A 15180-nucleotide genomic window follows, 5' to 3' on the forward strand; every position below is an offset into this window, starting at 1 on the left:
CGATAGTTTAGGGGTTGCCCTACGCAAAAATAGCTCGATGCCAGGAACCATAATTCAAACAAAAGCCCCACGCTCACACCGCCTGGGGCTTTTTGTTTCTCCCAGAAATGCCACATTAGATAGGTTAATTTAATGTGAGTTCGATGCATAAAAAACGGCAAAAAGCTTGCTAGATATAAAATATGAGAAATTGGGCAAGTGCATTGTGAGAGGTTAAGGTCAAATACCATTTGTCAACAAGCAATAGTACTTAAAATATTGCTAAAAATAGGCTCGGAAAGATAATTTTTGAGCAGACGATGCCTTACGGCGGGCTACGCCTACGCCTCATCTTGATACGCATGATTCATTCTTGCCCAATAAGTTCAGTACAAGAGTTAATTTAATTTCTTCGTTTTTCCTCAATTTTCAGCATAATTTCTAATTGAAAAAAGTAAGCTTATCTTAAACTCTCACGATGGGGCAGGTGTAATGTTGCTTTCTGGTTTGAAAGCTTATAAATACAAAATTATGAAGTCTCTCAATTAACAATTTCTACAACTATAAATTAGGTTAGCGATCGCACGAAGTAATTTAGCTGGCTCCACTGGTTTGGTGATATGCTGCCCAAATCCGGCGGCAATTGCCTGTTGATAATCAACCTCACCAGCATAAGCTGTAAGGGCGATCGCGGGAATTTTTCCTCCAAGTTCTGGTGACATAGCTCTAATCTGACGAATCAGCATATAGCCGTCTACTTCTGGCATTCCAATGTCGCTTAACAGCAAATTTGGCTGGAACTGAGGCATAATTCGTAGTGCTTCCATCGCAGATGTCGCCTGGATTACTACCGCGCCAGATTGCTCCAAAATGAAAGCAATTAACTCTCGTGTATCCCGCTCATCATCCACAAGCAGAACTTTCAACCCCTTGAAATCGGGCAAATTATCAGCTTGAGAGGCTATCTGATGGCTATTTAGATCGATCTGGATGAGCGGTAGCATGACTGTAAAGGTTGCTCCCTGTTCTTCACCCAAACTTTCTGCCTTAACTGTGCCACCGTGTAGCTCAATAATGTGACGAACAATAGCTAATCCTAAGCCCAGTCCGCCGAATTTTCTAGTGGTTGCGCCATCAGCTTGTCGAAAGTAGTCAAAGACGAATGGTAAAAAGTCAGGGCTAATTCCCTTACCTGTATCACTGACTCGCAATTGAACTTGAGAACCAACAGACTCTAAACTGATTTCTATTTCTCCACCTTGAGGTGTAAACTTAATAGCATTGGAAACTAGATTCCAGATAACTTGCTGCAAGCGATTAGAATCACCTGTAACTAAAAATTTAGAATTTGAAGTTTGGCATTTTAAAGTGTTAGGTTGCTGATTAAAATCGATAGAGTTTAAATTTCTTTGAGAATTTTCTAATCCAAAATCCTTCGATGGTTCCTGAGTCTTGTCCTTTGCGTAGCGTCCCGCAGGTAAGGACTGAGTGCTTGCGTCGAAGTCTAAAATCGTAAATTGCAAATCGATCGATTTGGCTTCAGCGGCTAGACGTACAGTTTCTATTGCTGCGGCGATCGCAGTTTCTAAATTCACATGAGCAATATTCAGACTCAGCTTACCTTGGAGAATGCGAGAGACATCCAGTAAATCTTCGATTAATTGGGTTTGCAGCTTGGCATTGCGCTCAATGGTTTCGAGAGCGCGAGTAGTGGTTTCTTCATCATACTTTTTCGTTTGTAGTAATTTCGACCATCCCAAAATCGGGTTTAGCGGCGTGCGAAGTTCGTGGGAAAGCACTGCCAAAAACTCATCTTTGATTCGATTAGCTTGGATTAATTCTTCTTTCCGTCGCTGTAACGAAGCCATTAACTGAGCGCGTTCCAGAGCAACCGCCACCTGATCGGAAGTTGCTTGAAATAAAGCTATTTCCCCAGAAGTGAAATTGGTACGGGTGCGACTGGCAAAGCAGAGGACACCAAGCAGCTTTCCTTGAGCAATTAACGGTTGACCTGCATAGGCTGTAATTCCTAAAGCATGGAGGATATTGGCATGGGGATGGGTAGAGTGCGGCACATTATTGACGACGATTTGACGGCGTTCTTGCACCACTAATCCGCATATCCCTTGATTAAATTCCAGGTATTCAATTGCTTGAAATACTTCATCAGTAATGCCGTTCCAAGCTACTAACCGAAGTTTCTGCTTATGTTCGTGTGTATCGATTAAATAGTGAAAGTAACAGTGCAAATCCATTTGCGCCGAGAGTTTGTTAAACAAGCTGTTCATTAGATCCAAAGGGCGCTCGGTTGAAAGCAAATCACTGGTCGTTTCCGAAAGCAGTTTAAGTCTTTCACTGCGTTCTTGTAAGGCTTGTTCTGCAAGCTGACGTTCGCGAAGGGCGCGTTCGCGTTCGGTAATGTCAATTGCAACCCCTCCTACCAAACGTTGACCAGAGGCATCGGCAATGGGAAACTTATAAACAAAAAATTCGCCAAGGGTGCCATCTGTGCGTGGGGCAGACTCAATCGTTTGAACAACCTGATTCCTTTCGGCAACTATTCTAATGTTATCGAGGAGGGGTTGAGCAATTTGGACTGGGTATAGGTCAAAAATGTTTTTATCGATCGCCTTATTTGTTGCTACATTGAACGTGCTTAAATAAGTTGGACTGAGATAAAGTACGCGTCCGTATGCATTCGTAATCCATGCGGCGGCAGGAATATTATCCATAAAAGCTTGAAATTGCTCTTGGCTCTGACTCAGTGCTTTTTTAGCTTGTTTGAGATCGCTAATATCCAGAATGAATGCGATTGATTTATGCCGAGATTCTCCTAAAAGGGAGTAGCCAACTACAACTGGGACGCTGGAACCATCTTTGCGAATAAATTCCTTCTCATAAGGAGTACAGGTTCCCTTCGCTATTGCTTCGGCAATAGCCAATTCGTCTAAATATTGATACTCAGGTGGCGTGATATCAGTCCAGCTTAATCTACCTGCTTGGATATCCTCTTGGGTATAGCCGACAATTCGCAAAAACTCGTCATTGGCTTCAGTGATGCTACCATTCACATCACCAAAGAGAATGCCAACTATATTAGCTTTCACAAAACTCCTGAGCCGTTCCTCACTTGCTTGGATTGCTGCTTCTACCTGTTTGCGTTCGCTGATATCTGTAGTGCTGCCAACTAAACGTACTGGCTTTCCATTAGCATCCCGTTGCACTACTATTCCTCGATCTAATACATAGATATACTGATTGTTTTTGTTACGAATTCGGTATTCGGCAGCATAGCGATCGCTATTTCCCAAAGCAAGTATCGCCTCTTGTACGCTTGGCAAATCTTCTGGATGAACAAGCTCACACCACCAATTACCAGTTGCTTCAGCTTCTGCGAGGGAATAGCCCAAAATTCGAGTTAACCCATCAGTTCTTTCAACGCTATCTTGTTCTATATTCCAGTCATAAATCAGACAGTTGACCGCAGATGCGGCTAACTCAAACCGCTCGTTCGCTAATCTCAGACGCTCCTCTTTCTGTCGCAAAGTTCGTTCTACTTGTTTGCGTTCAGTGATGTCTCGGAAGAAAATGTCAAGACCATCTTCACTGGGATAGGCGTGAATCTCTAGCCACAAGTCATATTTGGATGGTAAGTAGTAGTGATACTCGAAATGGACGGGAATTTGCTTTGCCATCGCCCGTCGGTAATTTAGCTCTAAATTTGTGCCTAACGATATCGGCCACTCCTCCCAGTGCGACTTACCAATAACCTCTGTCCGGGGTCTACCGTTAATTCGCTCTGCTTGGGCATTTTGGTAGATGATTCGCCAATCTCGGTCTAGAGTCATAAATGCATCACTCATGTTTTCTAGAGTGCGTGTGTTCCGCTGATTGGCTTGCTGTAATGCTGCTTCTGCTTGTTTGCGTTCGCGTAGCGCAGCTTGCTGTTCGCTCAAATCAACAACAAAGGCAATGACCGTTTCTTGAGTGTCTCCCAGCATTACAGAACCGAGCAGAACCGGAATGCGATCGCCATCTTTACGAATGTATTCTTTCTCAAAAGGCTTACATATTCCAGTAGTTTTTACTTCTTCCACCGAACGTTCGCTCAAAAGAAGATATTCAGGTGGGGTAATCTCGCGCCAGTTTATTTGGTTAGCAGAAAAATCTTCTCGCGTATAGCCGATCATCTTCAGAAAAGCATCATTGGCTTCGACGATGCAGCCGTTGTTCATATTAGTTACGATTACCCCAATGATGTTGGATTCTGCCAATCGGCTAAACCGCATTTCGCTATTTTGCAACAATTTGAGGCTTGTCTCTGCTTTGCGTCTAGCAGTTCGCAACTCTGAAGAAAGCGCAGTAATTAAGAAGGATACTAGTGAGAATGTGGTTAATCGTACCAGGACTTTCAGGCTGAGAAAATCGAAGGAGTAGACTGGATCGATTAAAAAATAGAGCGCAGTTGTCACAGATAAAGCGATCGCTAGCACTCCTAGTCTCATACCACCATACCAGGCGCTAACTGCCACAACAGCATAAAATAATGTAAATACGCTCGGATCGAAAACTGGCAGTAACACTTTTGTCAACAGCATTGCCGTCATGACTGCCAGAATCATCACACTAAAAGCTATGAACCGAGAACGCATCATCAAAATTTTTTCAGGTACTTTCACCATCATCTTAAGAGTCCTCCCGTTGCTCCAATTTTGGGAGATACTCATTCGCTAATCTTTTGTCTGCTTTGCCCATCTTCTCTAACATTTCTTCAATCAGCTTTAGTGCCATCTGTGAAGGCACTGTAGCTCCGTTCTCCCAACGATTGATTGTTCGTAGGGAAACTCCTAACTTAGCTGCAAACTTTTCTTGAGAGAGATCGAGTTGCTGCCGAAGTTGACGGATAAAATCTGAAATTTTGAGTGGCTTTTCTAGTTCCATAGTAGGAAGAGTAAGACAGATGTCTCGCCATTCGTCTCCAGCTTGAGGAAGAATTTAAATAATCATTAGTCGTTATCAATTTCATCTTTTGGCGAAACATCAAAATTCAGTTATCGTCTTCACGGCTTAGTGTTTAGTGTAGAAGGTATATCTAAAATAAACATTAAGTTTTGCTTGGTATGGGATAGCAAGATAGTATTATCTGAGGCAATTTGACTAAATAATTATTAGCGATCGCACACAGCCAGATAATTGCTAGTGCGCCACACTTTCATGATTCATATTTAAATTAATTTGTTATATATAAAGTTAATTTTGTACTTGATAAAAGCTTTTTTACCTCGCTAGTTTAGTAACTACAGCAGTTTACAACTTCTCTACGAACGCGAACAGCATGTCGCAGACAGAGGCTACACCAAGGTGAGTACAGATAATTGTATGGTAAAACATGTTGTTATCTCTACTTTTGTACTGGATTCAACCGAACTACGTTGTCAATCTAAAATAGATTCTAAAATATGTAGTTAGTTTTACTTCTATGGTCAGATGCCAGTCAAAAAATTAGAAAGTTACGATCCACTATTGATAAAACTTTTGCCTAATCCTCATCTTTAACTGTTTTGATTAATCAACACTCCGAAAACTTATTAAACAGTCAACAGGAAAATTCACCAGATGAAGGCTATATATTTAACTGGTTTGATTGGTTTTGTCTTTGGTATCCTCCAGGGTGGTTAATTTTATTCAACCGCCATTGGCAGCACTATCACACAGATCCAGATGGTTGGAATTGGCTAGAATATGGATTATTTTTAATTCCTGGCGGATTTTATCTAGCGTTGCTGAGTCGCTGGTTGCGTTTGGGTTTTCGTTCACCTCGAAAAGAAGTTGGTGAATTCGCTCCTAAATATCAACAAGCTTTTGGCAAAGAAATTCTGGCCCCTATCGTTAAATACTATTTTCGGGGAGAGTTGCAACAAGTTGAAAACTTGCCGCCAACAGGGCCATTGATTGTGGCAATGAATCATGCCGGGATGTGTTTCCCTTGGGACTTTTTAACCTTGGCTTATTTATTAAGTGAAGCCAAAGAATGGGTAGTGCAACCCATCGCCAATCCAGTATTATTTGAGCATCCTTGGATGATTTGGTGGCTACCACCTCAATGGTCGCAGGTTTTAGGTGGAGTGCGAGCCGAATTAGATGATTTTGAGGGGGCGCTTGCTGAAGGTAAAATTCTTTTATATGCACCCGAAGGTGTTCGCGGGCCTTTGAAAGGTTGGAGAAGACGCTATCAACTAGAAAAGTTTGATGTGAGCTTTATTCAGTTGAGCGATCGCTATCATATTCCCATTCTGCCAGTAGTTTGCATCGGCAGTGAATCTCTGCATCCTTGGGCCGTTAATTTCACCAAGTTACAACGACTAGTCAAACTACCATTCTTACCTTTGTCGCTTTTGATGTTTGCCTTACTTCTGTTTCCCTCAATGGGAATTTGGGCAATGAGAACTCGTTTGCGTTACTTTATTCAACCTTTGGAATTAGTAGAATTGCACAACCACTCAAACAAAAGGCGTGCAGTAACCTATCAACAAGCACAACAACTACGAGAAAAACTGCAACTCAAAATTAATCATTTTTTGGGTAAATCTTAATATTATAAGCTAAAAACTGTTGATTATAACAGGTTTACAATGTCGTTAAATTCAATGAAAACTGCTGTAACACCAATTTTGTATGAAGATGCACTAAACCATATTTAAGTACAAGACAGAAGAAAGAGAAACAAACCGCATTCGCGCAGCATCTCGTCAGAGAAGGACGCCAAGGACACAAAGTAAAGAAAGAAAGAAGTTAAAAGGGTTTGGTGCAGCCTCACAAAGAAATGGTATAAGTTTGTAGTGCATTTCTGGAACTTGAGACGCTGATGGCTGTTGTGAATGCGATCGCCACTATACTGTTGACTAAGCCGAAATAGAGAAAATCATTGCAAACATTGGTAATCCTGTATGGAGGTGTGGTTAGGAATAAAGTTATTATTCCTACCACAGCTTGTCCGTTTATTAGCAACGCAACCTGTTTTGTTACCAATGCTTATCCGTTAGTAACGACACTTATACGTTCGTTACCAACACAACCGATTTTGTTACCAATGCTTATTTGTTAGTAACGACACTTATGCGTTCGTTACCAACACTTATCTATTTGTGGCAAATGCTGATGTTGTCGTTTTCCGTCAACCCTTATGGAAGATTCCGAAATTTTTCTTGGGTTTAGTAAAAAAGATATGGGTGCGAATAATCGGCTTCGTATCTGGAAGGGAATTTCACAAATTATGATGCCTGTAGATTTATCCCTCGACAACAAACTTCGACAGGAATTAAAGTTGCAAAGACTGAGAAATATCAATGATTCTCCTAAACAATTAACCAAATCTTTGTGAGTCGAAACAGCCGCTAAACTGACTCCACTGAGGAAGCACCGAAACGATAGCCTTTGCCGTAGACTGTGTGAATCAACGTAGTTTCTCTACCCACCTCAATTTTACGCCGCAGCAAACGAATTAATGCTGCAATTACATTACTACTAGGTTGTTCTGACTCTTGCCACAAATTTTGCATAATCTGGGCATGAGTCAGAAGTTGTCCAGTGTGTTCCATAAAGTATTGCAACAACTGGCTTTCCTTTTGCGATAACTCAATTATTCGTCCTTGGCGATAGGCTACTTGATTTTCACAATCCAGTTCTAAATCAGCAACAGTAAGTCGTCCGGTGCTAGTCTCATAAGTTTGAGTACCGGAACGACGCAATAAAGCACGGACTCTTGCTAATAACTCCCGCAGTTCAAAAGGTTTAACCAAATAGTCGTCCGCACCAGCATCTAAACCTTGTACGCGGTCATCGAGAGTATCTTTAGCCGTAAGGAACAATACGGGAGTGGTTTTGCTTTGGCGGCGCAATTCCTGACAAATCTCTAACCCCGTTTTTCCTGGCAGCATCCAATCTAAAATAAGTAGGTCATAACTGCCTGCCCGTGCAAGTTCGCTGCCAGATGTCCCATCATAAACGGCATCTACGGCATAACCTTCACGAGTTAACAAGCGGCTCAAAGGTTGAGTTAGTTCAACTTCATCATCAACTAATAAAATTCTCATGCTGCTTGTGGTAAGCATATAGAGATATTCTCAATATTATTCAACTGCCAAGACGCTAAGGATACCAATAACAAAAATGCTGACTGTTGCATTGCCAAAAGGGGAACTACTTAAAAATAGCATCCGCTTGCTACAAGCTGTCGGATTAGATTTTAGTGCTTTTTTAGATTCAGGAACTCGCCAACTTCAAATTCCTGATACTAAAGGAGTTGCAAAAGCTTTACTGGTGCGGGCGCAAGATGTGCCCGTTTATGTGGAATATGGTCAAGCACAACTAGGGGTTGTTGGTTATGATGTGCTGCGGGAGAAGCAGCCGCAAGTTGCTCACTTGGTAGATTTGCAGTTTGGTCATTGTCGGATGTCAGTGGCGGTAAAAGAATCAAGTGCTTACCGATCGCCTTTAGATTTACCACCGCATGGTAGAGTTGCTTCAAAATATGTCAATTGCGCTCGTGAATATTTCCATAGTCTGGATTTACCTGTGGAAATAGTGCCATTGTATGGTTCAGTAGAGCTAGGCCCGATTACTGGAATGTCAGAAGCGATCGTAGATTTGGTTTCTACAGGGCGGACTTTACGCGAAAATGGTTTGATTGAAATTGCTAGTCTGTATGAAAGCACGGCGCGATTGATTGCTCATCCTCTGAGTTACCGCCTGAATACAGGTAATCTGAGTGATGTGATTGACAAGCTGCGCGAGGCCGTTTTGGTAGAGGTTTAATAAGCTAAAAATCTTTTAATTTGCATCTTCCAAAAAAATAAATCTCTTGTAAGGTGGGCATTTTGCCCGCCCTAGTTGTGCAAATTAAAGCAAGGGCAGCTTATCATTTGTAATTGGTAATAACGCTTCTTTAGATGCTCGTTCTTAACATTTTTGGGTAAAGACGCGATGAATCGCGTCTCTACAAATGGTCTATTTGTCGTATTCTTTTTTAAAATTGGTATAACTTCTGGCTAGAGACTAGGTTTTAAAAGCCCTTATCTTTTGTTGCATAAAACGCTTAGAAACTCATTACATACAAAGATTAATTTTTTTATTTAACCCCTCAGCAAAAGGAATCAAAGTTATATTCATATTATTTTTGCAGATAAAGTAATCTTTTTTTGAGCGTTAAAATTGGATGCGATCGCCAATAATTTAACCAGTATTCTTTTGAAAGAATGTTGATAATTAAAAGTAATTTAAAATTATTAAGACGTAATCTGATGATATTCAGTCAAAAAAAGTAGGTGAAAAGATGTTTCAAGCTACTCGCCGCCGTCTTGCAATTTGGTACACTGCGGTCACTGCTGTATTACTGCTATTGTTTGCCAGTGGCGTATATTTATACTTTCGTACTACACTGATTGAGCGGATTGATGACACCCTTAACCATGTAGTGGAAATAGTAGAGCGTTGTCTCACAAGCAGTGGTTGTGCATCTACACTAATATTTGAGCCAATTAATACTGATGCAGATAAATTTCGCATTAATGTAGAAGCCAGTTTTGGTAATAATACCGATGCTGTAGAAGATGACCACATTGACCTAGAATGGTTTAGTCCAACTGGTAAATTACTTTGGTCAACGCTATCTGAACCCCTAAATATTCCCATTCGTGTCAATCGCACTGGTGAAACTGTGCGCGTAGTCAAAGCAGAGAGTGAAAATTCAAAATTTAAAATTCCTAACTCTCCACTCTTATTACGACAAGTCACCCAACGCGTAGAAGTGAAACGCCAAGTATTAGGATATCTGCGCGTTAGTCATCCTTGGTTTGAAGTTACTAAACCTAGTCGCCAGTTAATTTTTGATTTGGCATTAGGTATTGGGTTAATGGTGCTTTCTGTAGGTGCAAGTGGTTGGTTTCTTTCGGGTAAAGCGATGGAACCGGTGGGTGAATCTTATCAACGTCTTAAACAATTCACTGCTGATGCTTCCCACGAACTGAGAAGCCCGATTACTTTGATTCAAACTAATGTGCAAGTTGCGCTTGCTGACTTGGATTTAGCAGAGACAGAAACGACTACTTGTTTGCAATATCGACAACAGTTAAAAGTGGTGGAACGATTAACGCAGCGTTTGGGTAAGTTAGTCAATGACTTACTCTTCCTAGCACGACAGGATAGTGGTATTAGCAAAGATACTTTTTCACCTTGTCCGTTGGACGCTTTGCTAATAGAGGTGGTTGAAGAACAACAATTGTTAATCCCTGAGAAAGAAATCGCCCTTTCTCTAGACTTAGTTGACCCTCCTATCTTTGAAACTAGCCCCGAATTACTGGAGAATTGGTTCACTCTTGTAGGTAATTGGGATCAATTGGTGCGACTATTCACAAATTTAATTGCTAACGCTTTGCATTACACTCCAGCAGGTGGACGAGTGAAAGTGGAATTGGCGCGGATAGAAGGAATAAATCGTGTTTCTGGACTACGTAACACCAGTGCCCAGTTACAAGTTAAAGTGAGCGATACCGGAGTTGGAATTCCAGCCGAAGCGCTACCACGCTTGTTTGACCGCTTTTATCGAGTAGATCCGGCACGTACTCATAGGACGGGGAATACAGCTACAGCCAGCGCTACAGGTTCAGGATTGGGATTAGCGATCGCTCAAGCTATTGTCGAACATCATCACGGTCATATTCAAGTTGAAAGTACCCAAGGCATTGGCACTACCTTTACTATCACTTTGCCAATAACTTTTGAGTATTAATTTGCTAATAAATTTTTATTTCTTGTGATAGATGTAAAATTTTAGTTTATTCAAATTGACCTTAGTTATGAGCGCGAAAATTTATTTTTTAGCAGTATATTGAATTAGATTATTACACAAAGTGCTTAATGACAATGATTAAGACTTTAAATCTTGAGAATGAAATATTTTCATTTTTTTTAGATAATTTTCGTATCCTTAGCTAGATGCAATAAATCGAGTAGTTTGTTAAAAACTTAAATATACTCAACGACCGATAAAACCTAATTTAATTTCCGGTTGGAGAAATTCTTTGTAACAAAAATTGAACTTTTTTTTAGGAGTTAAGAACAAATATGAAGTCTCAAAAATTCCGCAAGTCTGGCAAGTTATTTGGCGCTCTTTGTGGGGGGTTGCTAATTAGTCTGCCAGCAATTCCTCAAGCATTAGCACAAGAATCTACTGTTAAGGTTAACCCAAGTCCTAGCATTTTTAGCGAACCACCCTACAACCGCTCTCAAGCTCCCGGATCGCCGGAATCAGGTGTCACACCACCTCGCCCAGTTCCTCCGGCTGAAGGGCAAGTGTCTCCCGTACCACCACGCCCAATTCCTCCGGCTGAGGGGCAAGTGTCTCCCGTACCACCACGCGCAATTCCTGGCGATCGAACTCAACAGCCTTCACCACCTGCGGTTTCCAATGACCAACAACCACTGGTAGAACCACGCCAAACCCCCAGTGCGACGATCGCACTCACTAATGGTATGGTTAATATCAGGTTGGTGAATAATACTGCGGCTAAGATAACTTTCCAAGTGATTGGTGATACGGCACCGCGATCGCTAGAAGGTAAGTCAGATGTAACGCTGCAAGCTTTAAAAGCACCAGTAACAGTAACATTTGAACGACAAGATGGCGGACAGTTAATAGTGACTCCACAAGGTTCTTCAGAGCCAGGAAGCTTGGAAGTTACATTTAAGGAAGCCACCAATGCAACACAGGGCAGAAGTGCTATGAGAATTGAACGAAACGGTTCAGTGTTCTTGAATTAGTAAGGCTAAGGCGTGGATTAACTTATACAAAACTGTAGGGGCAATTCATGAATTACCCCTACTTTGAATAATGCAAAAGATTTTCGGTGTCTTACTGCTACTTTCGCTGAAGCATTTTAGTTAATTGATCCCGCAATTGCACTTCTTGCCTGCTATCTTGCAATGTCTGCGCCAGTATAATTGCCCTTTCGTAAAAATTGCGGGCAGTTAGGTAGTTACCTTGTTGCTTATATAACTGGGCATAAGATTCAAAAGATTTTAATTCTTCGCGTAAATTTTGCAATTCTTTCGCGAGTCCTAAACGCTGCTCTAGTAAGTCAAAGGCGCGTTCGTAACGTCCTACAGCAGTGTGAGCCGTAACTAAACCGTCAATTGCCCGTAATTGATTAGGGCGATCGCGGTTGGTTTTAGCTGTCCGCATTGCTTCACCATAAGTAGCAATGGTATCTTGATAATTTCCAGATGCTAAATAAGCATCTCCTAAATTATTCAAGGTATTTGCTTCACCGATAGCATCGCCAGTCTGACGGCGGAAAATTAAAGCGTTTTCATATAGTTTAATCGCCTTGTTATAATCTCCCAACCTGGCACTTACCAAGCCCAAATTACTCAAAGACAGTCCTTCACCTTCAATATTTTTGACACCGTGAGCAATTGTGAGTGCATCTTCAACTGTTTTACCAGCAGCAGCAAATTCGCCTTTTTGCAGCAGAAATGTACCAATATTATTCAGCACAAAAATCTGAGATTGAAAGTCTTTAATATCACGAGCGATCGCTAATCCTCTTCTGAAAGCATCTTCTGCCTCTTTTGAACTACCAAGCTGCACATAAGCCTTAGCAAGCAAATTGTACGTCACACCTTGTGCTTTCAGGTCGCCAATGGAATGATATAGTTCTAATGCTCGCAAACAAGACGCAATTGTTTTGTCGGCATGTCCTGAAGCGTATTCTTGTTGACCAATACGCAGCAAACCGTCTGCTTCATCTCTTGATTGTCGCCCAACGGAATTATTTAAAGGGCGATGGAGTTGTTCGGAAATATCAACCGCACCCGCTACAGGACTCAGCAAAAAAGCAAACAGTAAAAAGCTGTATAAAAGTACCTGGGGAGAAGAAATCGCACCTACACAAATTAAGCCTACCTTTTGGCAGGGAAATACAAGCCGTTGTTTCATAAAAATTACCCGTAAAGTTGCGGGTTTAAGTAGAAGGTCTAATGAAAAAGTTTTAAGTTTTAAAATTGAAGACAAATAATATACGCATTTCTACTTAAGTTTTGATTGAGCTAAATCTTCTCCAAAGTATATAGTGCGGATATCTGTGGGCAATTTGTCCTCTAGCATACGATAGCCTTCTTGGAGAAAATTGGCTACTTCGTTAGGAGCGATCGCTTCTCCTTCAGCTTGTAGATAAGCAGCGATTCTAGTTTCACTCCAATGGAAAGTTTGAGCCATTAATACAATTAATCGTAAAACTGGCGGTAGTTGGTCTAACGCCTGTTGTACATAGCACCATAGCGGCGGTGAAGTCGCTTGCAGAGAATAATGAATTGCTTCTGTGGGCGGTAGTTTAATCTCATTTATACAGAAAGCTGTCATATTAATTAACCAATTTTGCATGGTCAAGGCTTCCTCACCTGATTCAGAGTCAGTTAACTTGAGTCCACCGAGTTCGTAATAAATATGTCGCCAAGTAAGGGCAAACAGATAATCTGCCTGCACAGGCGATCGCGCCGAATGCCGAATTAAGGTGTAGACTATGGGGCTATAGCGGCAAAAAATCACCGTAAAGTACTTTCCGGCATCTGGATAGCGCTGAAACAGAGTCAGTAGTTCATGGTCACTGTGATGGAACAGCGACTTCACCAGTGGGTGATTAGCTTCGGGAAAATGAGGAATTTGCACAAGTCTTGGAGTTGATAATTGTTAAAATAGTTTTGGGAATTGCACTCCCCTAGTTAATCGCATAATATCTTGGTGTTGCTCAGTTTGTAGATGAGACTCAGACTAGTTGAGTATTGATAAACTAAAAACAAGGACTTAATTTTAGTCTTAATCGACAATCATAAAATCAACTCTCTTAAAGAATCCTTATTTGTTCATGGTTATAGAAGTTAGCGTGGTATCGTTCCTGCTCAGTCCCCTTACTTTAGGCTCCTTTCTGCCTTCCCTGCCCTTAGATAGCCTGTTCTCCACCCAAGGCATTATGGTGATGCTGCTAGCAGCTTACGCTGGTGCTATGTGGATGTTTCTCACCAGTGCCCCAAAAGTACACACAGTAATGGTGTCAGATTTGGAGATTGCCCGACAATTGTATGAAGGGCTGCTAGATTTGCCAGCAGCTGAGGTGCCATTGCACTACTACTACAACTACGAACAAACTATAGGCGCAACTGGCATCGATCCGTTATATATGTCTACTGGGCCGAGCTTGTCTAGTAAAATGATGAATAATGCTAACGATGGGCTGTGGTATCAATTGAAGAAAAACACCCAGCTACACGTCATTACTGGTGCGAGTTTAGGTAGCAAAAATCAGCAACGCCACGTTTGTTTTGACCACGACTGCCTGGAAATGATTTTAATGCGAGTCGAAATGCGCGGTTTGAAATTAAAGATTCGTAACCACAAACCCCTGAACTTTTTAGTCAAGGACTATGAAGGGCGAGTAATTGAGGTGGCTGAGGTAGCGAATTAGTTCTGAGATTTTAGATTATTTGAGGTTGGGTGGGGCGTAGCTTGTCGTCGTAGGCATCGCCAAACCCAACCTCATAGATTTTGGATTTTGGATTTGGGTGTAAGCGTTACCGCAGGGGTAGGTAAATAAATAGGTGTAAATAAAGTGGAAAAAATGTACACATCTCACCTATATGAAACAGATTTCTATGATTGGACGCAAAAGCAGGTTAGCTTGCTCAAAACTCAACAGTGGGAACAACTAGATACGCTTAACCTGATTGAAGAAATTGAAACTTTGGGCAGAAAAGAACGGCAAGAATTGCGAAATCGGCTGGGAATATTGCTAGGACATCTACTAAAATGGCAATTTCAACCTGAAAAACGTAGCAATAGCTGGTTGGGTACAATTCGAGAGCAACGTGTTCAAATTAAGCTGCTTCTGCAAGATAGCCCTAGTTTGAAACCCTATCTCGATGAAGTTTTCTTCAGTGTTTATGAACTAGGTTTGGCTTTAGCGATTCGAGAAACTGAGTTGGGTGAAAATGTTTTTCCAGAAATCTGTCCCTACACTTTAGACCAGACTTTGAATCCTAAATTCTTACCAAATGTTAATCAGGTTGATGAACAAGGCGAGTAATCGTCCCAATACTACAGCACTTTGCGCGACTAACTGGTACAGTAGCAGCAGTGAGAAAAATAGTTTT

At 41.4% G+C, this 15180-nt stretch carries 13 protein-coding genes; 7 read left to right on the forward strand and 6 right to left on the reverse strand.

Features of this window, described 5'->3' with window-relative positions; genetic code table 11:
• Positions 1–524: 524 nt before the first annotated feature.
• Positions 525–4664, reverse strand: a complete 4140-nt coding sequence (locus tag RM049_RS37905) for a PAS domain S-box protein (RefSeq protein ID WP_322707917.1) — start codon at positions 4662–4664, stop codon at positions 525–527.
• 1 nt (position 4665) lies between these two features.
• Positions 4666–4920: a helix-turn-helix transcriptional regulator gene (locus RM049_RS37910; protein ID WP_322675281.1), complete on the reverse strand. Its 255-nt coding sequence runs from the start codon at positions 4918–4920 to the stop codon at positions 4666–4668.
• 620 nt (positions 4921–5540) lie between these two features.
• On the opposite strand from RM049_RS37910, the gene RM049_RS37915 reads away from it, so the two are divergent.
• Positions 5541–6572, forward strand: coding sequence for a 1-acyl-sn-glycerol-3-phosphate acyltransferase (locus RM049_RS37915; RefSeq protein ID WP_322707918.1), 1032 nt, complete (start codon positions 5541–5543; stop codon positions 6570–6572).
• Positions 6573–6792: 220 nt separating this feature from the next.
• On the opposite strand, the gene RM049_RS37920 is transcribed toward RM049_RS37915, so the two are convergent.
• Positions 6793–7008: a hypothetical protein gene (locus RM049_RS37920; protein WP_322707919.1), complete on the reverse strand. Its 216-nt coding sequence runs from the start codon at positions 7006–7008 to the stop codon at positions 6793–6795.
• A gap of 154 nt (positions 7009–7162) precedes the next feature.
• On the opposite strand from RM049_RS37920, the gene RM049_RS37925 reads away from it, so the two are divergent.
• Positions 7163–7360, forward strand: coding sequence for a hypothetical protein (locus tag RM049_RS37925; protein WP_322683953.1), 198 nt, complete (start codon positions 7163–7165; stop codon positions 7358–7360).
• 13 nt (positions 7361–7373) lie between these two features.
• On the opposite strand, the gene rppA is transcribed toward RM049_RS37925, so the two are convergent.
• Complete coding sequence (gene rppA, locus RM049_RS37930; RefSeq protein WP_322707925.1) at positions 7374–8072, reverse strand: two-component system response regulator RppA; 699 nt, start codon at positions 8070–8072, stop codon at positions 7374–7376.
• A gap of 76 nt (positions 8073–8148) precedes the next feature.
• Between rppA and hisG the strand changes: the two genes are divergently transcribed.
• The 3 genes from hisG to RM049_RS37945 all read left to right on the forward strand — a co-directional run bounded on the left by hisG (position 8149) and on the right by RM049_RS37945 (position 11796).
• Entirely contained in the window at positions 8149–8793 is a 645-nt protein-coding gene (gene hisG / locus RM049_RS37935; protein WP_322675283.1) for an ATP phosphoribosyltransferase, read from the forward strand.
• A 517-nt stretch (positions 8794–9310) separates the two neighbouring features.
• On the forward strand, positions 9311–10765 hold the full coding sequence (locus tag RM049_RS37940; protein ID WP_322707920.1) for a HAMP domain-containing sensor histidine kinase: 1455 nt from the start codon (positions 9311–9313) through the stop codon (positions 10763–10765).
• A 335-nt stretch (positions 10766–11100) separates the two neighbouring features.
• Positions 11101–11796, forward strand: coding sequence for a hypothetical protein (locus tag RM049_RS37945; RefSeq protein WP_322707921.1), 696 nt, complete (start codon positions 11101–11103; stop codon positions 11794–11796).
• A gap of 97 nt (positions 11797–11893) precedes the next feature.
• On the opposite strand, the gene RM049_RS37950 is transcribed toward RM049_RS37945, so the two are convergent.
• Positions 11894–12973 carry a tetratricopeptide repeat protein gene (locus tag RM049_RS37950; RefSeq protein WP_322707922.1) on the reverse strand — a complete coding sequence of 360 codons (1080 nt, stop codon included), beginning with the start codon at positions 12971–12973 and terminating at the stop codon, positions 11894–11896.
• A 90-nt stretch (positions 12974–13063) separates the two neighbouring features.
• Positions 13064–13702: a sigma-70 family RNA polymerase sigma factor gene (locus RM049_RS37955; protein ID WP_322707923.1), complete on the reverse strand. Its 639-nt coding sequence runs from the start codon at positions 13700–13702 to the stop codon at positions 13064–13066.
• Between the two features lie 196 nt (positions 13703–13898).
• On the opposite strand from RM049_RS37955, the gene RM049_RS37960 reads away from it, so the two are divergent.
• Together RM049_RS37960 and RM049_RS37965 are read left to right on the forward strand one after the other, a co-directional pair.
• Complete coding sequence (locus RM049_RS37960) at positions 13899–14495, forward strand: glyoxalase-like domain protein (protein WP_322666999.1); 597 nt, start codon at positions 13899–13901, stop codon at positions 14493–14495.
• Between the two features lie 153 nt (positions 14496–14648).
• Positions 14649–15113, forward strand: a complete 465-nt coding sequence (locus RM049_RS37965; RefSeq protein ID WP_322707924.1) for a DUF29 domain-containing protein — start codon at positions 14649–14651, stop codon at positions 15111–15113.
• The last annotated feature ends 67 nt before the right edge of the window (positions 15114–15180 follow it).

Source organism: Nostoc sp. DedQUE04, assembly GCF_034530995.1.
In the GTDB taxonomy this organism is placed as follows: Bacteria; Cyanobacteriota; Cyanobacteriia; order Cyanobacteriales; family Nostocaceae; genus Nostoc.

Bases quoted from the DNA above. Each gene is read 5' to 3' on its own strand.
- RM049_RS37910 (WP_322675281.1), bottom strand. From the start codon at position 4,920: ATGGAACTAGAAAAGCCACTCAAAATTTCAGATTTTATCCGTCAACTT.
- rppA (WP_322707925.1), bottom strand. From the start codon at position 8,072: ATGAGAATTTTATTAGTTGATGATGAAGTTGAACTAACTCAACCTTTG.
- RM049_RS37940 (WP_322707920.1), top strand. From the start codon at position 9,311: ATGTTTCAAGCTACTCGCCGCCGTCTTGCAATTTGGTACACTGCGGTC.
- RM049_RS37950 (WP_322707922.1), bottom strand. From the start codon at position 12,973: ATGAAACAACGGCTTGTATTTCCCTGCCAAAAGGTAGGCTTAATTTGT.
- RM049_RS37925 (WP_322683953.1), top strand. From the start codon at position 7,163: ATGGAAGATTCCGAAATTTTTCTTGGGTTTAGTAAAAAAGATATGGGT.
- RM049_RS37965 (WP_322707924.1), top strand. From the start codon at position 14,649: ATGTACACATCTCACCTATATGAAACAGATTTCTATGATTGGACGCAA.
- RM049_RS37960 (WP_322666999.1), top strand. From the start codon at position 13,899: ATGGTTATAGAAGTTAGCGTGGTATCGTTCCTGCTCAGTCCCCTTACT.
- RM049_RS37905 (WP_322707917.1), bottom strand. From the start codon at position 4,664: ATGATGGTGAAAGTACCTGAAAAAATTTTGATGATGCGTTCTCGGTTC.
- RM049_RS37945 (WP_322707921.1), top strand. From the start codon at position 11,101: ATGAAGTCTCAAAAATTCCGCAAGTCTGGCAAGTTATTTGGCGCTCTT.
- hisG (WP_322675283.1), top strand. From the start codon at position 8,149: ATGCTGACTGTTGCATTGCCAAAAGGGGAACTACTTAAAAATAGCATC.